20 protein-coding genes and 1 tRNA gene are annotated in these 20,389 nt (G+C 68.1%); 14 read left to right on the forward strand and 7 right to left on the reverse strand.

Annotated features, from left to right (window positions below; all coding sequences use genetic code 11):
- The first annotated feature begins 23 nt into the window (after positions 1 to 23).
- From lysS to NI26_RS00765, 5 genes are all read left to right on the forward strand, one after another.
- Positions 24 to 1,559 carry a lysine--tRNA ligase gene (lysS, locus tag NI26_RS00755; RefSeq protein WP_066651413.1) on the forward strand — a complete coding sequence of 512 codons (1,536 nt, stop codon included), beginning with the start codon at positions 24 to 26 and terminating at the stop codon, positions 1,557 to 1,559.
- A 113-nt stretch (positions 1,560 to 1,672) separates the two neighbouring features.
- The gene (locus NI26_RS00760; protein ID WP_066651415.1) at positions 1,673 to 1,876 is read left to right on the forward strand and encodes a hypothetical protein; all 204 of its coding nucleotides are present in this window, start codon (positions 1,673 to 1,675) and stop codon (positions 1,874 to 1,876) included.
- 54 nt (positions 1,877 to 1,930) lie between these two features.
- Positions 1,931 to 2,074 carry a hypothetical protein gene (locus tag NI26_RS16720; RefSeq protein WP_158407718.1) on the forward strand — a complete coding sequence of 48 codons (144 nt, stop codon included), beginning with the start codon at positions 1,931 to 1,933 and terminating at the stop codon, positions 2,072 to 2,074.
- Between the two features lie 74 nt (positions 2,075 to 2,148).
- Entirely contained in the window at positions 2,149 to 2,280 is a 132-nt protein-coding gene (locus tag NI26_RS17250) for a hypothetical protein (protein WP_268746767.1), read from the forward strand.
- A 346-nt stretch (positions 2,281 to 2,626) separates the two neighbouring features.
- Positions 2,627 to 3,700: a sigma-70 family RNA polymerase sigma factor gene (locus NI26_RS00765; RefSeq protein WP_066651417.1), complete on the forward strand. Its 1,074-nt coding sequence runs from the start codon at positions 2,627 to 2,629 to the stop codon at positions 3,698 to 3,700.
- 164 nt (positions 3,701 to 3,864) lie between these two features.
- Here the strand turns inward: NI26_RS00765 and NI26_RS00770 are convergent, their stop codons facing one another.
- Positions 3,865 to 4,797 (reverse strand): NAD(+)/NADH kinase, encoded by a 933-nt coding sequence (locus NI26_RS00770; RefSeq protein ID WP_066651419.1) that lies wholly within the window; start codon positions 4,795 to 4,797, stop codon positions 3,865 to 3,867.
- Positions 4,798 to 4,964: 167 nt separating this feature from the next.
- Here NI26_RS00770 and NI26_RS00775 point away from each other — a divergent pair, with 167 nt between their 5' ends.
- Positions 4,965 to 7,481, forward strand: coding sequence for an ATP-dependent Clp protease ATP-binding subunit (locus tag NI26_RS00775; protein ID WP_066651428.1), 2,517 nt, complete (start codon positions 4,965 to 4,967; stop codon positions 7,479 to 7,481).
- A 253-nt stretch (positions 7,482 to 7,734) separates the two neighbouring features.
- Here the strand turns inward: NI26_RS00775 and NI26_RS00780 are convergent, their stop codons facing one another.
- A complete protein-coding gene (locus NI26_RS00780) occupies positions 7,735 to 8,544 on the reverse strand; it encodes a hypothetical protein (protein WP_144411189.1) in 810 nt (269 codons plus the stop codon).
- A 106-nt stretch (positions 8,545 to 8,650) separates the two neighbouring features.
- Entirely contained in the window at positions 8,651 to 9,103 is a 453-nt protein-coding gene (locus tag NI26_RS00785) for an SRPBCC family protein (RefSeq protein ID WP_066651432.1), read from the reverse strand.
- A 110-nt stretch (positions 9,104 to 9,213) separates the two neighbouring features.
- On the opposite strand from NI26_RS00785, the gene NI26_RS00790 reads away from it, so the two are divergent.
- Together NI26_RS00790 and NI26_RS00795 are read left to right on the forward strand one after the other, a co-directional pair.
- Positions 9,214 to 9,756 carry an amino-acid N-acetyltransferase gene (locus NI26_RS00790; protein WP_066657606.1) on the forward strand — a complete coding sequence of 181 codons (543 nt, stop codon included), beginning with the start codon at positions 9,214 to 9,216 and terminating at the stop codon, positions 9,754 to 9,756.
- 139 nt (positions 9,757 to 9,895) lie between these two features.
- Positions 9,896 to 10,594: a hypothetical protein gene (locus tag NI26_RS00795; protein WP_144411190.1), complete on the forward strand. Its 699-nt coding sequence runs from the start codon at positions 9,896 to 9,898 to the stop codon at positions 10,592 to 10,594.
- A 113-nt stretch (positions 10,595 to 10,707) separates the two neighbouring features.
- On the opposite strand, the gene NI26_RS00800 is transcribed toward NI26_RS00795, so the two are convergent.
- Positions 10,708 to 11,439 (reverse strand): DUF3800 domain-containing protein, encoded by a 732-nt coding sequence (locus tag NI26_RS00800; RefSeq protein WP_066651435.1) that lies wholly within the window; start codon positions 11,437 to 11,439, stop codon positions 10,708 to 10,710.
- A gap of 158 nt (positions 11,440 to 11,597) precedes the next feature.
- On the opposite strand from NI26_RS00800, the gene NI26_RS16725 reads away from it, so the two are divergent.
- Positions 11,598 to 11,747 carry a hypothetical protein gene (locus tag NI26_RS16725; RefSeq protein WP_158407719.1) on the forward strand — a complete coding sequence of 50 codons (150 nt, stop codon included), beginning with the start codon at positions 11,598 to 11,600 and terminating at the stop codon, positions 11,745 to 11,747.
- Between the two features lie 333 nt (positions 11,748 to 12,080).
- Here the strand turns inward: NI26_RS16725 and cspE are convergent, their stop codons facing one another.
- On the reverse strand, positions 12,081 to 12,287 hold the full coding sequence (gene cspE / locus NI26_RS00805; RefSeq protein WP_022904520.1) for a transcription antiterminator/RNA stability regulator CspE: 207 nt from the start codon (positions 12,285 to 12,287) through the stop codon (positions 12,081 to 12,083).
- A gap of 343 nt (positions 12,288 to 12,630) precedes the next feature.
- On the opposite strand from cspE, the gene NI26_RS00810 reads away from it, so the two are divergent.
- The gene (locus NI26_RS00810) at positions 12,631 to 13,014 is read left to right on the forward strand and encodes an SseB family protein (RefSeq protein WP_066651438.1); all 384 of its coding nucleotides are present in this window, start codon (positions 12,631 to 12,633) and stop codon (positions 13,012 to 13,014) included.
- 151 nt (positions 13,015 to 13,165) lie between these two features.
- On the opposite strand, the gene radA is transcribed toward NI26_RS00810, so the two are convergent.
- Both radA and NI26_RS00820 read right to left on the reverse strand, forming a co-directional pair.
- Positions 13,166 to 14,527, reverse strand: a complete 1,362-nt coding sequence (gene radA / locus NI26_RS00815) for a DNA repair protein RadA (protein WP_066651439.1) — start codon at positions 14,525 to 14,527, stop codon at positions 13,166 to 13,168.
- 9 nt (positions 14,528 to 14,536) lie between these two features.
- The gene (locus NI26_RS00820; RefSeq protein ID WP_144411191.1) at positions 14,537 to 15,592 is read right to left on the reverse strand and encodes an SGNH/GDSL hydrolase family protein; all 1,056 of its coding nucleotides are present in this window, start codon (positions 15,590 to 15,592) and stop codon (positions 14,537 to 14,539) included.
- 140 nt (positions 15,593 to 15,732) lie between these two features.
- On the opposite strand from NI26_RS00820, the gene NI26_RS00825 reads away from it, so the two are divergent.
- The 4 genes from NI26_RS00825 (at position 15,733) to NI26_RS00840 (ending at position 20,155) form a co-directional block, all read left to right on the forward strand.
- A tRNA-Ser gene (locus NI26_RS00825) sits at positions 15,733 to 15,822 on the forward strand.
- Positions 15,823 to 16,159: 337 nt separating this feature from the next.
- Positions 16,160 to 18,541: a hypothetical protein gene (locus NI26_RS17025; protein ID WP_200884125.1), complete on the forward strand. Its 2,382-nt coding sequence runs from the start codon at positions 16,160 to 16,162 to the stop codon at positions 18,539 to 18,541.
- A gap of 245 nt (positions 18,542 to 18,786) precedes the next feature.
- Complete coding sequence (locus NI26_RS00835) at positions 18,787 to 19,662, forward strand: competence protein CoiA family protein (RefSeq protein ID WP_144411192.1); 876 nt, start codon at positions 18,787 to 18,789, stop codon at positions 19,660 to 19,662.
- A gap of 103 nt (positions 19,663 to 19,765) precedes the next feature.
- Positions 19,766 to 20,155, forward strand: coding sequence for a hypothetical protein (locus tag NI26_RS00840; protein ID WP_066651444.1), 390 nt, complete (start codon positions 19,766 to 19,768; stop codon positions 20,153 to 20,155).
- Positions 20,156 to 20,389 lie beyond the last annotated feature (234 nt).

Below are 20,389 nucleotides of genomic sequence, written 5' to 3' on the forward strand. Positions count from 1 at the left end.
CGACCCCATCGGAGCCGCACAGCATGACCGACGAGACCGCATCCGCCACCGAGCCCTCGGGCGACGGCCCCTCCGCCGAGGAGCTCGCCGCCGCCGAGACCAGCGAACAGCGACAGGTGCGGCTCGACAAGCGGGCGAAGCTGCTGGACGCCGGCATCGAGGCGTACCCGGCCGAGCTGCCGATCACCACGACGATCCCCGCCGTCCGCGAGCAGTACGCGCACCTCGAGACGGGCGAGGAGACGCAGGACGTCGTCGGGCTCGCCGGGCGCATCGTGTTCTCCCGCAACACCGGCAAGCTCTGCTTCGCGACGCTGCAGTCCGGTGACGGCGCCCGCGTGCAGGCGATGGTCTCGCTGGCCGAGGTCGGCGACGAGGCCCTGGCCCGCTGGAAGGAGTTCGTCGACCTCGGCGACCACGTCTTCGTGCACGGCCGTGTGATCTCCTCGCGTCGTGGCGAGCTGAGCATCATGGTCGACGAGTGGGCGATCGCGGCGAAGGCGATCCTGCCGCTGCCGAACCTGCACAACGAACTGAACGAGGAGACCCGGGTCCGCCAGCGGTACCTCGACCTGATCGTCCGCGACCAGGCCCGCGAGACCGTCCGCGCCCGTGCTGCCGTGATGTCCTCGCTGCGACAGACGTTCACTGGACACGACTACCTCGAGGTCGAGACCCCGATGCTGCAGACCCAGCACGGCGGCGCCTCGGCCCGACCCTTCGTCACGCACTCGAACGCCTTCGACACCGAGCTGTTCCTGCGCATCGCGCCGGAGCTCTTCCTGAAGCGCGCCGTCGTCGGCGGGATCGACCGGGTCTTCGAGATCAACCGGAACTTCCGGAACGAGGGCGCCGACTCGTCGCACTCGCCCGAGTTCGCGATGGTCGAGGCGTACCAGGCGTACGGCAACTACGAGCAGATGGCCGACCTGACCCAGGAGCTCGTGCAGAACGCGGCGAAGGCCGTCACCAGGGGCTCCCTCGTCGTGACGCTCGCCGACGGTTCCGAGTACGACCTCGGCGGCGAGTGGGCCCGCATGGACATGTACGGCTCGCTGTCCGAGGCCGCCGGGCGGGAGATCACCCCGGAGACCCCGCTGTCCGAGCTGGTGGCGCTCGCCGAGGCCGAGGGCGTCGAGGTCGCGCACGCCACCCACGGCAAGTACGTCGAGGAGCTGTGGGAGCACTTCCACGGGGACGACCTGCACGCGCCGACCTTCGTGATGAACTTCCCGGTCGACACCTCGCCGCTCACCCGCGAGCACCGCACCCGTCCCGGCGTGGTCGAGAAGTGGGACCTGTACGTCCGCGGCTTCGAGCTCGCGACGGCGTACTCCGAGCTCGTCGACCCCGTCGTGCAGCGCGAGCGTTTCGTCGAGCAGGCGAAGCTCGCCGCCGGCGGTGACCCCGAGGCGATGCGCGTCGACGAGGACTTCCTGCGCGCACTCGAGCACGCCATGCCGCCGTCGGGTGGCATGGGCATGGGGATCGACCGCCTGCTCATGGCGATCACCGGCCTCGGCATCCGCGAGACGATCCTGTTCCCGCTGGTGAAGTAGGGACGCGACCGGAGACGGACGGGAGGCGCGGTGCCGGCTGGCACCGCGCCTCCCGTCCGTGCGGCACTCGTCGCGGGCAGGTGGCGGTCACCGGGGCGAGGTACGATGCTCCGGTGCCAGATGGAGTCGTGACCGGGATCATCTTCGCCGTGACGCCGACCGTCGTCGTCGGCCTGATCTTCTGGTTCGTGATGCGCGCGATCATGCGGGCCGACCGCACCGAGCGGTCCGCGTACGCCAAGGTCGAGGCCGAGGAGCGAGCGCGCTTCGAGCGCGAGCACGGCCGCCCGGCCCCCGCGCCGAGCTCGGCGGAGTAGCCCTCCCCGGCAGTCCGTCACCACCCGTTCACCGACGGGTGCTGCAGTGACGTGGTGACCGCACGTCCCTCCCCGTCGTGGACCCCCTCGGACCCGGCTGACCTCGACCCCGAGGACGCCTTCGGGCACTCCGTCCTGCCCGACGCCGCACGTGACGCGGTCTGGCAGGACGATGACGACGACGACGTCGACGTCTGAGCGCCCGGCGTCGGTCACCGACCGTTCACCCGGTCGTCGCCGGGCGGTCGTCCGCGCGGGTGAGCATCGTCCGCATGTCCATCACGCACGTCTTCACCGGCCGCAGCCTCGTCGGCGACATCGAGAGCGAGTACGACGAGTTCGACCTCGACGCCGACCTCGAGGTCGCCGAGCGACGGGACGGGTGGCTCGAACCCTCCTGGTGACACCGGGCCCCTGCGCTCTTCGGGGTACGGCACCCGGATCACGACGATCCGGAACGCCGTACCCCTTTTCCGTGTCCGTTCGGCGCAGCGGCGCGGGGTACACGCTTGCGATCGTCGATGAAACATCCCTGCAACACCGGAAACACGGCGACATCCCCTTGTGCGCGGGCATCGGACGGGGCCATGCTGACACCAGGCCTGTACCCCGCGGGGGACAGTTCTGCGGGTGAAGCACGACGTTCCCTGGGAATCGATCCGATCGGTTTGTGGGGTACACCTCGGGACCGCTTTACTCGTCAACACCCCCCACCGAGGCCATCACCGTCGAACCGCAGGGAGAGTCACCATGACGATCGCGACCGCAGCACCGAAGACGACGACCACTGGCACCACCGCGCGCCGCAGCAAGAAGGCAGCAGCCGCGAAGACCGCCGTCACCGCGGTGGAGACCACCACGCTCGACGCCGTCGAGGTCGAGGCCGACGAGCAGCTCGCGGGTGTCCGCGGCGCCTCGGTCGACCAGGTCGGCGACTACCTGCGCCACATCGGGCGCCTCTCGCTCCTGACCGCCGAGGAAGAGGCGGACATCGCCCGCCGCATCGAGGTCGGTCTGTTCGCCGAGGAGAAGCTCGCCACCGAGGCCGGCATCGACAAGACGCTGCAGCGCGAGCTGCGGTGGCTCGTCCGCGACGGTGAGCGCGCCAAGGAGCGCATGATCACCTCGAACCTCCGACTCGTCGTGAGCATCGCGAAGCGGTACTCGCAGCGCGGTCTGCCGTTCATGGACGTCATCCAGGAGGGCAACCTCGGTCTGGTCCGCGCGGTCGAGAAGTTCGACTTCACGCAGGGCTACAAGTTCTCGACCTACGCCACCTGGTGGATCCGCCAGGCGATCTCGCGTGGTCTCGCCGACAAGGCGCGCACCATCCGCATCCCGGTGCACACCGTCGAGCTCATCAACAAGATCTCGCGCACCGAGCGTGACCTGACCGTCGACCTCGGCCGCGCGCCGATGCCCGACGAGGTCGCCGCCGAGCTCAGCATGAGCACCGAGGAACTCCTCGACCTCAAGGGCCGCTCGCACGAGCCGGTGTCGATCCACACCGTCGTCGGTGACTCCGACGACAGCGAGCTCGGCGACTTCATCGAGGACGAGGACGCCGCGAGCCCGAACGAGCTGACCGAGACGACCCTCCTGCACCGAGACATCCGGTCGATCGTCTCCGAGCTGCCGACCGACGAGGCCAACGTCATCCGCATGCGCTACGGCCTGGACGACGACAAGCCGATGACGCTCGACGAGATCTCGAAGATCGTGCACACCACGCGCCAGGCGGTCAGCCGCGTCGAGTCGCGTGCCAAGCTGCGCCTGTTCGCGAAGGCCGTGAGCCAGGACATGCAGCTGTACCTGACCGACTGAGGTCAGCAGGCTTCGGCCGGCGCGTGAGCGTCGGCACGGGGAACCGGGTCGTCCTGTGGGAAGACGGGCCGGTGGGGTGATGGGACGGCCCGTCCAGGCACTGCCTGGGCGGGCCACTTCGCTGTCCGGGGCGCTGCGGTCCCGCCCTGTCATTGCCTGGGCCGCTAGTCCTCGATCTCGCGGCCGAGCTTCTGGCGCAGGTCCTGCGGGATGAGCTCGATGAGCTGGTCCGGGCGGACCGGCAGGTCGAGCAGGCTGAGCTTCACCCGGCCGGTGCGTCCGTGCCGCTCGGCGTCCAGGCGCACCACGCTGCCGGCGTCCTTCCGCAGTCGGATGTCGATCTGCGCGCCGGTGGCGACCTCGCCCACGACGAGGCCGTCGACCTCGAGGGCCGCGCTCCGGGTCCCCTCGGCGATGTCGAAGCGGTAGCGCTCCCGTGCCGCCAGGACGACGGCGCGGTCGATGCCCGCCATCGGGGCGACCGGCGTCACCACGGAGCCGGAGAGCGCCGGGGAGAGCACGGGGCCGCCGGCCGCGTAGTTGTACGCGGTGGACCCCGCGGGGGTCGCGGCGACGATGGCGTCCGCACGGTAGTACCCGTAGCCGAGCCCGTTCACGCTGAGGTCGGCGGACACCTGCCCGGCTCCCGGCCGTCGCACGATCGTCAGGTCGTTGAACGCCAGGTAGTCCGTCCGCGCCCCACCCCACGACAGCCGGGCCTCGAGTGCGTGGTGCGGTTCGAGCTGGTACTCGCCGGCGGACAACCGGTCGAGGGCGGCCTCGAGCTCGGGCGGCTCGATCTCGACCAGGAAGCCGACGTTGCCGTAGTTCACGCCGAGCACGGGCACCGGACGCTTCGCCACGAGCCGCATCGCACCGAGCATCGTGCCGTCCCCACCGAGCGCGACGACGAGGTCGACCTGGTCGGTGAAGTCGTCGTCGCCGATCACCTCGACGTCGCCGCCGATGCGCTGGGCGTCCGCCCGCCGGGCGACGAGCCGGCCCAGTCCGGAGGCGTTCCACCCCTGCAGGGTCGCGATCGACTCCTGCACGTTCTTGGTGGGGTGGACGACGAGTCCGACGACGGGCTGCTCCATGCCCAGATCGTAACCGTCCGGGCCTGGTCGACGGCAGGTGCGGAGGTCGCGGGCCACCGGGCGAAGAGAGGTCACGCCCACGGCGAACAGGGGCAGCCCTGCGGGGGTCCGCTGGTTAGTCTCGATGTACGTCACCGAGCTCCCACGAGCCCGGCAAGGGAGAGCACATGTTCGAGAGATTCACCGACCGAGCCCGTCGTGTTGTCGTCCTCGCTCAAGAAGAAGCGAAGATGCTCAACCACAACTACATCGGCACCGAGCACATCCTCCTCGGCCTCATCCACGAGGGCGAGGGCGTCGCCGCCAAGGCGCTGGAGTCGCTCGGCATCTCGCTCGATGCCGTCCGCGAGCAGGTCCAGGACATCATCGGGCAGGGCCAGCAGCAGCCGACCGGGCACATCCCGTTCACGCCGCGCGCCAAGAAGGTGCTCGAGCTGTCCCTGCGCGAGGCGCTGCAGCTCGGCCACAACTACATCGGGACCGAGCACATCCTGCTCGGCCTCATCCGCGAGGGCGAGGGCGTCGCCGCCCAGGTCCTCGTCAAGCTCGGTGCGGACCTGAACCGCGTCCGTCAGCAGGTCATCCAGCTCCTGTCCGGGTACCAGGGCAAGGAAGCGGTCGCCGTCGGCGGCGAGCAGCAGCAGAACGCCCAGCAGGGTTCGCAGGTCCTCGACCAGTTCGGTCGGAACCTCACCCAGGCGGCGCGCGACGGCAAGCTCGACCCGGTCATCGGGCGCGAGAAGGAGATGGAGCGGGTCATGCAGATCCTCTCCCGCCGTTCCAAGAACAACCCCGTCCTGATCGGTGAGCCGGGCGTCGGCAAGACCGCGGTCGTCGAGGGCCTCGCCCAGGCGATCGTCAAGGGTGACGTCCCGGAGACGCTGAAGGACAAGCAGCTCTACTCGCTCGACCTCGGGTCGCTCATCGCCGGGTCCCGCTACCGCGGTGACTTCGAGGAGCGCCTCAAGAAGGTCACGAAGGAGATCCGTACCCGCGGCGACATCATCGTCTTCATCGACGAGATCCACACGCTCGTCGGTGCCGGTGCTGCCGAGGGCGCGATCGACGCCGCGTCGATCCTCAAGCCGCTCCTCGCCCGCGGTGAGCTGCAGACGGTCGGTGCGACCACGCTCGACGAGTACCGCAAGCACTTCGAGAAAGACGCCGCACTCGAGCGTCGCTTCCAGCCGGTGCAGGTCAACGAGCCGTCGCTGCCGCACGCGATCAACATCCTCAAGGGCCTCCGCGACAAGTACGAGGCGTTCCACAAGGTGTCCATCACCGACGGCGCGATCGTCGCCGCGGCGAACCTGGCGGACCGCTACGTGCAGGACCGCTTCCTGCCGGACAAGGCCATCGACCTGATCGACGAGGCCGGCGCACGCCTCCGCCTGTCGATCCTGTCGGCGCCGCCGGAGCTCCGCGAGTTCGACGAGAAGATCTCGACGGTCCGCGGACAGAAGGAAGCCGCGATCGAGGAGCAGGACTTCGAGAAGGCCGCGAGCCTGCGCGACGAGGAGAAGAAGCTCCTCGGCGAGCGTCTCCGCCTCGAGAAGCAGTGGCGTGCGGGTGACGTCGCCGCGTCCGGCACCGTCGACGAGGGCATCATCGCCGAGGTCCTGGCGCAGGCCACGGGCATCCCGGTGTTCAAGCTCACGGAGGAGGAGACCTCGCGTCTCGTCTTCATGGAGAAGGCCCTGCACGAGCGCGTCATCGGTCAAGAGGAAGCCATCTCGGCCCTCTCGAAGACGATCCGCCGCACCCGTGCCGGTCTGAAGGACCCGAACCGCCCCTCGGGCTCGTTCATCTTCGCCGGCCCCACGGGCGTCGGGAAGACCGAGCTCGCCAAGGCGCTCGCCGAGTTCCTGTTCGACGACGAGGGCGCGCTGATCTCCCTCGACATGTCGGAGTTCGGTGAGAAGCACACGGTCTCGCGACTGTTCGGTGCCCCTCCCGGGTTCGTCGGCTTCGAGGAGGGCGGCCAGCTCACCGAGAAGGTGCGCCGCAAGCCGTTCTCCGTGGTCCTGTTCGACGAGATCGAGAAGGCCCACCCGGACATCTTCAACTCGCTGCTGCAGGTCCTCGAAGAGGGTCGTCTGACCGATGGTCAGGGCCGCGTGGTCGACTTCAAGAACACCGTCATCATCATGACCACGAACCTCGGTTCGCAGGGCATCGCTGGTGGCCCGGTGGGCTTCCAGGTCGAGGGTGACTCGGCCGTCGGCTACGACCGCATGCGCTCGAAGGTGAACGAGGAGCTCAAGAAGCACTTCAAGCCCGAGTTCCTGAACCGTGTCGACGACACGATCGTGTTCCCGCAGCTCTCGCAGTCCGAGCTGCTGCAGATCGTGGACCTCTTCGTGAAGCGCCTGGCGGACCGCCTGCTGGACCGCGACATGACGGTGGAGCTGACGCTCGCCGCCAAGGAGCAGCTCATCAAGGTCGGCTTCGACCCGGCACTCGGTGCTCGTCCGCTGCGTCGCGCGATGCAGCACGAGGTCGAGGACCAGCTGTCCGAGCACATCCTGCAGGGTGAGCTGAACGCGGGCGACCACGTGAAGGTCGACTTCGTGGACGGGAAGTTCGACTTCGAGACCGGGCGTCAGCCGGGTCGCGAGGAGGTCCTCGCCGGGGCTCCCGCGGTCGAGTCCGCGGAGACCCCGCAGGGCGAGATCGAGTCCTAGGACCGGTTCCACTCGGACGGGAGGCGCGGTGCCGGCTGGCACCGCGCCTCCCGTCCGTTCGTGGTCGCGGATCCGTGTGCGGGTTCCGGCGTGCGCTGCGGACGCGACCCCCGGGCGGGGGGTACCGTTGTTCGTGCGAGGGTTCCCCCCAACACCTCGCGACCGACGTCCGGCTGGTTCCCCCAACAGGTCGGACGTCAGTGGCCCCGGTCTCCCCCCGACCGGGGCCACTTCTCGTTCCGGTGAGTGTCCGTCAGCCGAGCGTCGCGGCGAACTCCCTGACGGCGCGCTCCCAGCGCTCCGGGTCCTCGTTCCACTCGAGCGTGTGCCGGGCGTGCGCGAAGGTCTCGACCCGGGCACCGCGGGCGCGGTGCGTCTCGACGTCGGCCGCTGCCACGAGGGCATCGGCCGTCGAGTGCAGCAGGAGGGTCGGCGTGCGGTCGTCCTGCCAGCGGGTGACCGTGAGGGGGTAGGGCACCCCGGCGAGGCGGCTGAGACCCGGTGTGGTCGCGATCCGTCCCGCGACCACACCGACGGCCGCCGGGAAGCGCGCGGTCGTCACGGTGCCGCGCAGGGCCGACCGGACGTCGAGGAGCGGTGCGACCCCGACGATGCCGTCGACCGGCGTGCGTGCCGCCGCGGCGGAGGCGGCGAGGGCGCCGGCGGACCAACCCTGCAGCACCACCCGTTCGGCGCCGCGGGCACGCGCGGCGTGCGCGGCGGCGGCGACGCGATCGACCGCGGCGGGATCGAGGGAGCGCAGCGGCAGGTCGGACGTGTCGACCACCTGGTTGGAGGCGCCGAGCTCCCGCCAGACGCGCAGGCCACGCAGGACCTGCTGCGGGCCGAGCGACTGCCCGTGCACGTGGACGACGTGGGTGCGCCCGACGACGCCGTCCGGTTCGGTGCCCGGGACGGACCGCTCGTCGGCGTACACCAGCTCGGACTCCGGGGGCACGAACGGTGCGGGGCGGAGGAGCCGGCGTGCGGCGGCGGCCCCGAGGGCGACGCTGCCGGCGGTGGCGATCACGGTGCCGGTGACGGCGGTGCGGACGAGCTGCATGGTGTCCACCCTGCCAGGGCGACGTGTGCGTGCGGTCCCCTCCACAGCGGAACGGGAGGCGCGGTGCCAGCCGGCACCGCGCCTCCCGTCCGTCGTGCTGCGGGTCCTAGGCCTGCACGTCGCCGCGCCAGCCCGGCTCGGTCGGGGCGTTCTCGACGCGCTCCTTGTAGTTCTGCAGGTCCTTCTTGACCGCGTGGCCGCCGACACCGACGGCGGAGCCGAGCTTCTCGAGGAAGCCCGACGGCTCCCAGTCGATCTGCGCGGTGACGCGGGTCTCGTTGTCGGACAGTTTGTGGAACGTGACGACGCCCGCGTGGTCGGTGTCGCCGTCCTTGACGGTCCACGCGACGCGCTCGTCCGGGTGCTGCTCGGTGATGACGGCGCGGAACTCGCGCTCCTGACCGGCGACCTTGACGGTCCAGTCGGTGGTCTTGTCGTCGACCTGGACGATCTTCTCGACCTCGTCGAGGAAGTGGGGGAACTCCTCGAACCGGGTCCACTGGTCGTAGGCCTGGCGGACGGGGACGTTGACGTCGACGGTCTCGATGATCTGGGGCATGGTCGCTCCTTCGTTTCGTCGTGCTCTTCGGGTTCGTGACCGACGCTATGCCGGTCCGGCTGGAGGGTCCCCAGGGCAGTGTCCCCCTGCTGCGCCGTATGCTCGACGGGATGAGTGGCAACGGGAAGCACGCGTTCGACGAACGGGACGAGCACGGCATCCGGGTGCGCCCGGCCCTGGCCTCGGACGTGCCGCACATCCAGCGGCTCATCGCTCCGTACGTCGACCGGCGCATCCTGCTCGGCAAGGAGAACGTCGCGCTCTACGGCTCGATCCAGCAGTTCCGGATCGCCGAGGGGCCGGACGGCACGCCGATCGGCTGCGGTGCCCTCGCCGTGTTCTGGGACGACATCGCCGAGGTCCGCACGCTCGCGCTCGACGCCGACTGGATCCACAAGCGGGTCGGCCACCGGATGCTCGAGGCGCTCGAGCACGACGCCCGGGAGCTCGGCGTCGCCCGCATCTTCTGCCTGACGTTCGAGGTCGAGTTCTTCGCGAAGCACGGGTACCTGGAGATCGGCGAGCAGGTCGTGTTGCCGGACGTGTACGCCGAGCTCGTGCGCTCGTCGGACGAGGGGGTCGCGGAGTTCCTCGACCTCGCCCGGGTGAAGCCGAACACGCTCGGCAACACCCGCATGTTGAAGATCCTCTGACCGGGATCCGCTGACCGGGATCCTTCGGTTGGTCGGGGGCCACTGATCGGCGATCCGCTGCCTGTGGATTGCTGACGCGTTCGGTGACGCATCGGCGTCGCGTCGCTGCGGAGAGACCCGTTCGCCCTACCCTGTGCGCATGTCGTCGTTCCGTCACCCTGTCGGACCCGAGTCGTCCGGTGTCTACTGGCGTCGTCGCGCGCTCGTCGCCGGCGTGCTGCTGCTCGTCGTCGTGGTGGTCGTGCTGATCGTGGTCGGGCGGGGGAGTGGGGCCTCGTCCGCGTCGGCGCCGGGGGCCTCGCCGTCGGCTGGCGGTGGAGCCGCGTCCGACGGCTCCGTGGCCGCGTCCGGGGCGGCGTCCGCACCCGCTGGTGACGGCTCCTCGTCAGCCCCGTCGGCGTCCGCCACGGCACCCGCTTCGGCCTCCGGTGACGCCACGACGTGCTCCGAGGACCAGATCGAGCTCACGCCGGTCGTCGACAAGGGCACCTACGGGCCGACCGAGGACCCGCAGATCGCGATGTCGATCACGAACACCGGCTCGGACTCGTGCCACATGGACCTCGGCTCGGCGCAGCAGGTCCTGACGATCAGCTCCGGGCAGGAGCAGTACTGGTCGTCGAAGGACTGCCAGACGGGCGGGACGAACCAGGACGTCACGATCAAGGCGGGGCAGGAACTCACCACGCCGGCGATCGCCTGGGACCGCACGCGCTCGTCGACGACCACGTGCGACGGTGCTCGGCCGTCGGTGCCCGGTGGCGGGGCGAGCTACCACCTGCAGGTGTCGGTGGGGGACCTGGAGTCGAAGGAGTCGGCGCAGTTCGTGCTGAACTGAGCTGATACGCCGCGCGTGCTAGCCTGAACGCAAGTGGATTGGGAATGCCCGATCGGCGTCCGACCCCCGGCTCTGCCGGGGGTTTTCGCTTGTCCGGAGCGGGGTCCCGCTGCTCAGGGGTAGACCTTCAGTCCCCACCCAGCGACGGAGCCGCCCGGAGACTTCGGCATCCGTTGCAGGATTCGTTCCCAAGCCCGGTTCGTCCTGTCCGGGTGCAGAAGGTGGGTGCCGATCGGCCTGGCTACGAGATCAGCCAGCTGCAGACCGGTGCTGTTCGCTTGTTTGTGGGCGATGCAGAAGCGGAAGGTCTCGGGCATGCCGCGCATCTTGGTTCGTCGCATGATGCGGTCGAACTCGTCCTCGAGCTCTCGATCCTCCAACCGTCCGCGGCTCTCGAACACGACCGTTGTCTCGCGGCGGGAGACGCCCCGAGCCTGCAGCTGGAGGAAGACCCGCTCAAGACCGTACTCGAGTGCGACGTGGTACGGGCTCGTGTCCAGCCCGACGCGATCCCGGAACTCGGTCTTCCTGATCGCCGTGGCCACGACGCCGAACCGTTCTTCGAAGAGTTGATCGATGCGGCTCATGAAGGCCGCCCTCGTCTCGGCGTTGAGCAGGATGTCGAAAGGCGGCTTCGACTGGCGAATCTCGCGTTCGTGCAACACGACCATGTCGTGGTTGAAGAAGTCGAACTTCAGGCGTTGCACCAGCGGTACGATCCGGTCGACGTAGAGGTCAATGGGGAAGATCGAGAAGGCGAGCACGAACATCGGGTAGTCCGGGTTGATGCTGGTGAGACTGTGATCCCCGCTCTCGTCGACGTAGACCACGAAGCCGCTCCCCATGAAACGGCAGCATATCAGCAGGCGTCCCCTGCGCTCGTGCGCCGATGGTCTGCGTCTCAAGGGGCTGCGGCGCGCCCGGCACGTCATCCAAGTGACGCACTCCGCGCCGGGAGCTGTCCACGCTGCGTCATGCTGACAGAGTGTCGGATCAAGGAATCGTGCGGGAGTCAGCCTCGGCCTACGAGCGTGATCACGGCGTCGAGCCGGTGAAGATCGCGACGCTCAAGGGGCTCCGGAAGCGCGCGAAGCGCGGTCTGTTCGAGCCCGCGGACGACACGATCTGGTCGGACGGCGTCCGGAGCGAGTAGCGGCGCTGCTGCCGAGGGGCTGCTCCCGCACCTCCTCCTAGAGCTGCTCCTCGACTGAACCCGGTTCGAGTCCGGTCATGAAGTCGTCGAGGAACGTCTGCATGTCGAACGGCTGCGCGCTGTCTTCCGGTCCGTGGTGCGTGGAAGTCATGCCACCACGCTACGTCACATTGCTAGGTCGTCTAGCAATTTGTCCGGAAGCGGCGTTGCCCGGAGGCGATGCTTCCTGGCGGCGAGGCTGCTCGGAGGCGTCCCTGCCCGGAGGCGACGCTGCCTGGACATGCGAACGGGCCCGCCGTCCGAAGACGACGAGCCCGTTCCGAGCAGCTGAGGTCAGCCGATGACCGAGATGTTCTCGGCCTGCGGGCCCTTGCGGCCCTCGGTGATCTCGAATTCGACCTTCTGGTTCTCCTCGAGCGACTTGTAGCCGTTGCCAGCGATCGCGGAGAAGTGCGCGAAGACGTCGGCGCTGCCGTCGTCCGGAGCGATGAAGCCGAAGCCCTTTTCGTTGTTGAACCACTTGACGGTGCCAGTTGCCATGATGGCGTTTCCTTAACTTTCTTGCCAGGCCACGTTCGTTGCCTGTCTTGCGAGACGGCTCTTGCTGCCGCCGATCCACCGACGGTTGTCGTCAGATCAGTGCGTCCCGCGGGCATGGGCCGGTGGGACGGGTTCGGGGCCAGGCGACCTGGGAAGATCAGTGACCGATGGCGCTCGAAGGTGCAGAGCACCGGAAGAACGATGGACTCCCGCCGAAGCGGTTGAGACCAACCTACCGTGCTGTGGCCGCAATGGAAGAGGCAGCGCCCACTTCTGTGCAGGATCTCCGCCTCGCAGCCGTTCCTGTTCGCCGTCGGCGTGCAGATCTGGTGGACTAGGGGTGATGGCAGACAAGGAACAGCGCTTCCGGAGCGAGCAGCTCGAGGAGGCCCTCGCGAAGCAGGACGTCGCCGCGGTCGCGTTCGCCCTGCGGAACGACATCGTGATCGTCCCCCGGCTCGTCACCGGCAAGAAGGACATGCAGGTCCGCGTCTTCGGCCGCGAGGGCTCGGACAAGCGCATCCTGCTGCTCTTCTCGTCCGCCGATGCGTACACCGCGATGGTGCCGGACGAGAAGGTCCGCCAGGTCATGGTCTACGACGGGCCGCGGCTCGACGAGTTCCTGGCGGCGCACCTCGACTCGCTCGAGGGCGTGTTCTTCGACATCGCCGGGCCACACACGATGCAGGCGGCACCGGCGGACCTGCTGGCGGCGCTCCGCGCGTAGGCGCGGGCCTGGGCGGCGTCGGTTCGCTCTGGAGGCGCGACGCGCGCCCGTCCTGCGGCTCGCCACGGGCGATCGGTCCGGTCCGGCCTGGTCCGGTTCGGTCAGAGCTGGTCCGGTCCGGTCCGGTCAGGGCCGTCGGTGCCGGTTCCGGTCAGAATGCGCGGTCGAGCTCGCGTTCACGGACCGACTGCGTCAGCGAGAACGCGACGCGCAGCGCCTCGCGCAGGTGCTCGGCGTCCGCGCCGAGCACGGTCGTGAACCCGAGCCGCGAGGCCTCGTTCGCCCGCTGCTTCGCGCCCGTCGCCGGACGGATCTCGCCGGCCAGACTGATCTCGCCCACCGCCGCCAGTGTGTGCGGGTACGGACGGTCCCGCGCAGCGCTCGCCAGGGCCAGCGCGATCGCCAGGTCGGCGCCAGGCTCGGTGAGCTTCATCCCGCCGACCGTCGAGACGTAGACGTCCGCATCGGACAGCTTGAGGCCGGCGCGTCGTTCGAGCACGGCGAGCAGCATCGCCACGCGTGACGCGTCGACGCCGTTCACGACCCGGCGCGGCTGCGGAGCCGAGCTCGGCACGACGAGCGCCTGCACCTCGACCGGGAGCGCACGGCGTCCTTCGAGTGCCACGGTCACGCACGTGCCCGACACCGGGGTGCCGTTCCGCGACATGAAGAGTCCGCTCGGGTCCGGGACCTCGTGGATGCCGTCGCCGGCCATGTCGAAGCAGCCGACCTCGTCTGTCGGGCCGAAGCGGTTCTTGAGCGCCCGGACGAACCGGAGCGCGGTCTGCCGGTCGCCCTCGAAGTGGCAGACGACGTCGACCAGGTGCTCGAGCAGTCGCGGACCCGCGATCGTGCCGTCCTTCGTGACGTGGCCGACGATGAGGACGGGCAGCGACCGCTCCTTCGCCACCCGGATCAGGGTCGAGGCGACCTCGCGCACCTGGGAGGTGCCGCCGGCGATGCCGTCCACGGTGCTCGACGAGATCGTCTGCACGGAGTCGGCGATGACCAGGTCCGGTTGCACCTGGTCGATCTGGCCGAGGATGACGCCGAGGTCGACCTCGCTCGCCAGGTAGAGCTGGTCGTGCATGGCGTTCGTGCGCTCGGCGCGGAGTCGGACCTGGTCCACTGACTCCTCGGCGCTGACGTAGAGGACCCGCTTGCCGGTCGCTGCCGCACGGGAGGCGACCTCGAGCAGCAGTGTCGACTTGCCCACGCCCGGCTCGCCGGACAGCAGTACGGCGGCCCCGGGCACGATGCCGCCGCCGAGCACGCGGTCGAACTCGCCGATCCCGGACGTCCACCGCTGGACCCCCGTTCCGCGGGCCTCGGTGATCGGTCGGGCCACGCGCGCTCCAGCGACGGAGACGGCAGCGGGCCCGCGCGAGCTCGCCGCGGCCGCCGTCGTGTCCTCGACCGTGCCCCACGCCTGGCACTCACCGCAGCGGCCGACCCACTTGATGCTGGTCCACCCGCACTCGGTGCAGCGGTAGAGGGACTGGGTGCGCGCCATGGCTCGAGGCTAGAGCGCCCCGCCGACACCGCGGTGCCGCGGAGCATGCCGGCCGTGACCGGTGTCCTCGCCGTGCTCGTCGTCGGCGCCGCGCTCGTCGTCCTCGTCGTGCGCGGGTGTCCGGTCGTGGCCGCCTGGCTGCTCGGGCAGGGGGATGCCGCCCGTCATCCGCTGCCGCAGCCGCTCCACGCGACCGGGTCGGCCGCCGTGGTCGAGCTCCGTTGCGTGCTCGACGTCCTGCTCGGCCCGGGCGCTCGCGACGGCGCCGGCCTCGCGTCCGAGGTCCTCGGCCTCGCGAGCGGACAGGTAGTGCCGGATCGCGGCGACGGTGTCCACGCGGGCATCGACCGCGGGCTCGAAGGCGCTCGCCCAGATCTCGTACCCGCGGTCGTTCGGGTGGAACAGGTCGCCGTAGCTGTTGAAGAAGGTCCGACGGAGCCCGACGCGCTTCGTGATGACGTGGAGCGGCGCCACGGTCAACCCGAGTTCGGTGGCCACACGGTGCACGATCTCGTTCGCCACGGCGACCTTGCGCTCGCGGTCGGGCACGAACATGCACGGGAGCTCGGCGACGATCGCGTGCGAGGGCACGGCGCTGTAGATCGCACGGATGTTCCGCTCGAACTTGTCCGGGTGGAAGTCCGCGATGTCGTTCGCCCCGATCGACACCGTGCAGATGTCCGGCGAGTACTGACGCAGTTTCGGGAGCTGGTCGTGCTTCGCACCCCACGTCGTCGCGCCCGAGACGCTGAGGTTCACCACCCGCACCGACATGCGCGATCGGTGCCGGATGCGGCGTGCCAGGAGGCCGACGTACCCGCGCCCCGGAGCGGTCGCGCCGACGCCCTGTGCGGCGGAGTCGCCGATCGCGAGGTACGTCAGCTGGCCCTCGTGCTGCAGGCGCTCCCGCCACCAGTCGGCGTGCACGGGCAGCATGTCGACCACGCGCTGGGATGCGGCTCGCTGCCCGCGGATCCCCGCTCGGGCGCCGAACGCGCCACCACCCACGACGGCGAGCCCGCCGATGACGGAGGTGAGCAGGGCGACGAGGGTGCGGGTCTTCATGCCGGAGACCGTACGCGGGCTCGCTCACCCTGGGCTCTGCCGAGGCTGGCCCGTGGATGGACGGCGGGACAGCGCCGGCTGTGAAGGGGAGCGGCCGGTGGTGGTCGTGAGCACCGCCGGAGTCGTGTAAACTCTTTCCCGGTACCGTGTCCGAGCGGCCGAAGGATCATGTCTCGAAAACATGTGTGGGGGCAACTCCACCGTGGGTTCAAATCCCACCGGTACCGCCACAGAAAACCCCCGTTCACGCGGGGGTTTTCTCGCTTCTGAGGGTGCCCGTGGTGCGTCTTTGGTGCAGATCGTGCGCAGGACGTCCTGAGCTGTGTCGCCGCTCGCGCGACGCAGGCGCAGGCGCAGGCGACCTTCGTCCGGACGTTCTGTCGGAGTTAGATCCGTGCGCTTATCCAGCGGGCAGACATGCAGCGACGGCTAGGGAAGGACCCCAGAACCACCGGCCACCGTGGCACTGGGTTGTACCTGAAGAAGACGCCCGAGTATCGGATCCCGTGTCCGCGTGGCGCCGTTCGCACCACAGGTGATGACGGATGATCGTGCGAGTATCGGGGGATGGCTCACCTTCTGGACTCTGCGAAGCTCGACGGACCTCATGCCGCACGCATCAGTGCTCGGCCTGAGCGCATCGCTGTGCCACTTGACGCATCAAAGCAGGACGCCTTTAGACAAGCCGTTGAAGTGGAGTGTCAGGTTTGGGGTGGCGCAGCCAACGCTCTCCTGCCGGTGACGGCTGAGGGAGAAATCCCTGATTACTATCGGGGAGTGCTTCCTGGGTCGCAGATAGACCGAGTGGTTGGCGCCGGACACGACCCGGAGATGTTGCTTCGAGATCTGCAGATAACAGGCGACCCACGCGATCTATCACGATCCCAGCTTGCCGTAAGCCTATTTGAGTACCAAAATCAGAAGAAGTTCCCGCCACTGGAAGTTGTGCGCCTTGAAGCGGATGACCCCTGGAGAGATGTTTATTCCGCATGTTTGGGCCTTCTCCCGGACCACCCAAACGCTGGTCTAATCTATTCCGGCGGCTGGCTACCTGACCTCGCCTTTGAGGATTTTCTGCAGGTTCGGCGGAGGGACGTGGAGGGGTCACTGGCGGATTTGATTTCGCGGCTCCGGCCGAAGGAGCCGATGTTGACGCCCCGCCAAGTCTCTATGGCTCGATTGTCCTATGCGAACACGGCCAGTAGTTATATCCGCACGGACAAGATCACCCTGCCTGACCCTGGTTTCGCGCGACGGGATGCGGGGCCGAACATCGTAGTCGTGTGCACGCCCGGGTCGAATGAGGATCTCGCTCTCTTGTGGAACTTGAGGGCAGCGCACGGAGACAATTATGTCACACCTCTCGGTATCCCTTCCGATGCGTTTACCGCGGAAGCAATACAGGAGATACTCTCCTCTCCAGGCGTGGCGCATCACGGCTTTGCCGTGTCATCTCTCTACGTCACAAGTGTGAGTGTCGATCAGGAAGTTCTGACGCAAGTTCTGATGGGCGTGTCGGGGGTAGCTGTCCGCCCTGCAGTCGACCTCTTGATGTTTGGAACTGTGTTTGGTTTGAGCCGGGATGAAATTCTCGTCTGGAAGGAGGGTCGGGCGTCTTACAAGCCACTAGATGAGGCCTCGTACTACAACGTTCTAGGGACGAGAAACGTCAACGATCTGCTAGTGATGCATTATGACGTTTCACTAGATTCTGCCCCACTACCTCAGAGCAGCGATTATCGCGTCGATCCGTACAACGGCTCATTCTACAACAATGCCCATACCGTCTGGTCCTCGCCTAGGTCCGGTTTCTCCATTAGCACCCTGCAATGGCCGTCTCGTGAGCTTGTTGCGAACAGCCTGGCGGCGATTCGCGGCTTCAAGCTCAGGGAGTCGGCGCCGGGTATTGCGGCCCGCATTTTTATCGACATGCTCGGCGGACTGCCTGAAGCTCACATGCTTTGCCATGCGCCTTTGCTGCGACTTCTCGAGGAGATGGCGGCGCGGCAAGGCTTTCCTTGGTACAAAGCTGGCCTTCGACGACGGGGGATCGAAGTGTCGCCGATTGATGCGGTGGGAGGGTCCATCGATGAGCTCCCAGAGCGCTCTTTCCATGAGTTCAAACGAGTTCTCGGAAACAGTGATTTTGCGTCAAGATACTGGTTAGCGTGGGCAGAGAGGGCGAACGTACTAATCAAGGGGTTCCCGCTACAATGTCCGAACTGCGGTGCGAAGCAATGGATACCCGTCGGCAATTTCTCGCCCCCGATCGTCTGCCGAGGATGTACGGTCATCATTGAACGCCCTTTCGGTGACCGTACCTCCGTCGATTTCAAGTATCGATTGAGTGAGCAGGTGCGGCGCGTGTACGAGAGTGATGGAATGGGGCACATTCTCGTTGCTCGCTTCTTCTCTTTCCTATTCGACTTCGGCAGTCGTAGCGAGCTCATCGGCCTGCACCCCGGTATGAGCGTGAACCCGTCAAATGGCGGAGACGAGTTGGGCGAGGCCGACCTGCTGATGCTCACCCGCGGTGGGGACTTCGTACCCATCGAGGTGAAGCGAACTGCGTCTGGATTTACGCCGACGGAACTGGCTAAACTCTCTGCTCTGGCTGGAACGCTTAAGGCTCCTTGGAGTGGAGTCGCTGCTTGCCAGTACCGGTCCGAGGTAGATCTGGGTATGGACGAGTCGCTAGCGCTATTTAACAGTGATGGTTCTTATGATCGTGTATGGCTGACCTACGATCAGCTGCTTGAGGAGCATCCGATCTGGGCGTTAGGTGGTGATCCGTTCGAGTTGCGCTCGATGTCGCGAGACGAAATTGATGTCAGGGAGGCCGCCTTCGTTACGATGTTGGTGACGCGGGCAAAGGAGAATCAGGGCGACTGGCTGACTTATTCCATGCTGCGAAGGAGAGGTGACAGCGCCATCGACCGAGGCGAATGACACAGATGGCGTATGACTCAGTCACCGGCGACATCGTCGGCGTTTGGATCTACGATGCGCGAGTGGGGACGCCGGACCAAGACGCGCAGCACCTCGCCAGGTTCGTGCGCGGAGGCGAGCGGCGGTTCATCTACGGCGCACGGCGTCACGGCGCACCTGGGCTTGTACTACTTCCCGAGAGAGCAGCCGAGGCCCGACGGGCACCGACGAAGAGCGAGCTGATGTGTCCGGTGCCAGGCTGCCCGATGCCGGACTTCACCACGGTCGACCGGAGCAGGGCGGGTCGGCGGGATGGGTACCGACACCTGGCAACGAGTGTCGATCACGGCGCGGAGCGGATGCACCACGTGCTCGCGAAGGGGCTCCTGGCCCGGTGGGCCCGATGGGCGGTGCCCGGGGCCACCGGTATCGAGGAACACCCGTCGAATGATGCCCGCGAGCGGATCGCTGACGTCATGGTAAGACTGCCCGGTGGGGCGCAGTTCGCGCTCGAGGTGCAGTACTCCGCGCTCAGCGTTGAGGCGTGGCGAGAACGGCACGAGTCCTACCGGCGCGACGGCATCATCGATGTGTGGCTCTTCGGCCACGCCGGCGCACAGTCACGGTGGCGAGACGGGGTGATGTACCTCAACGCTACCCAGCGGGAGATCGCGGCGTCAGGGGCACCGGTGCTTTGGATCAACCCGCTCACGGAGGAGGTCGCGTACGCGACGAGCACGGCGTGGTCGAGCGGGCGCGCGACGATCATTCCGCTGGAGGAGGGTCCGCTTCGCGTCGTGCCGCTGACGCAGTGGCGACTCCTTGAGGACGGGATGTTCACGCGGGAGCTCGTCGAACTCAGGGACACCACCGTTGCGCACCTGGCCCGTGAGGCAGCGGCCTCTGTCGCGCGGGCCGCCGACGAGGCCGCTCGACAGGCGTTGCGAGAGCAGATCGTCGTGGCACGGGAGCGCGATCACGAAGCGTGGTTGGCGAGCAGCGAGCGGGCTGCCGCGATGGCCGCGGTGGGGGGAGTGGCCAACGTGGCTCGCCGGCGAGGACCCGGTCGGTTCGCGGGTCTCGGGCGAGCGCTGGCGCTGGTTCCTCTGGTCGGAGGTGATCCGGCCAATCGCGAAGGATGAGCGCGTTCGCTCAAGCGACCTGCTCGCGAAGCTGGTCACACGATTTGGCGACGTCGTTGGGGTCGTCAAGCCAGGCGCACCGGGGGGATCCCTACGAGCGGCTGTGATCGCCATGCTGAGCGCGATGCAGCGGCCGAGCCTGGCGTCCCGGCATGAGCAGAAGCGCTTCGGTGTGAAGCGTTTCTGGTTCACGAGGGGCAGCGTTCGCGAGCCGCTGACGCCAGAGCAGCGTGCGGAGGTCATGCGGCGGGCGTCGGAGCGCGAGGCGAGCCTTGCTGGCGGCAGCGGAAGCACGACGTCGAGTACCGACTACCGGCGCGGCCCTGGCGCGTTCACGGGCAGCTCTCGGCGACTGCTCCCCGACCTGTCGCCTGTGTCGTCGACCTTCAGGGTGCCGGGACCGGGCGAACGCGCGTGCGCGCGCTGTGGGCTCCCGGTCGCGACGTTCCTCGTCGAACAGGGACTGCTGACGCATCCTGTGTGCTCGCGCTGAGTCGGGTTCGCGCGACGGGCGGCGGCGGTGTGGGCGGGTGCTCACGCCCGAACGCTCAGTGCGCGGCGTCATACGCATCGCGCACGGTCTGCGCGATGCGTATGACGGCTGGAAACCTCCCAGGGGCGGCCGTCTTCCCGCCCGGGCCGGCGAATCCGATCGTGACGTCCTCCCACGAGGCGAAGAGCGGATGCGGGTCGGGCTCGTCTGGTAGTCCGGTCAAGCTCGGCGCGA

The organism is Curtobacterium sp. MR_MD2014, from assembly GCF_000772085.1.
In the GTDB taxonomy this organism is placed as follows: Bacteria; Actinomycetota; Actinomycetes; order Actinomycetales; family Microbacteriaceae; genus Curtobacterium.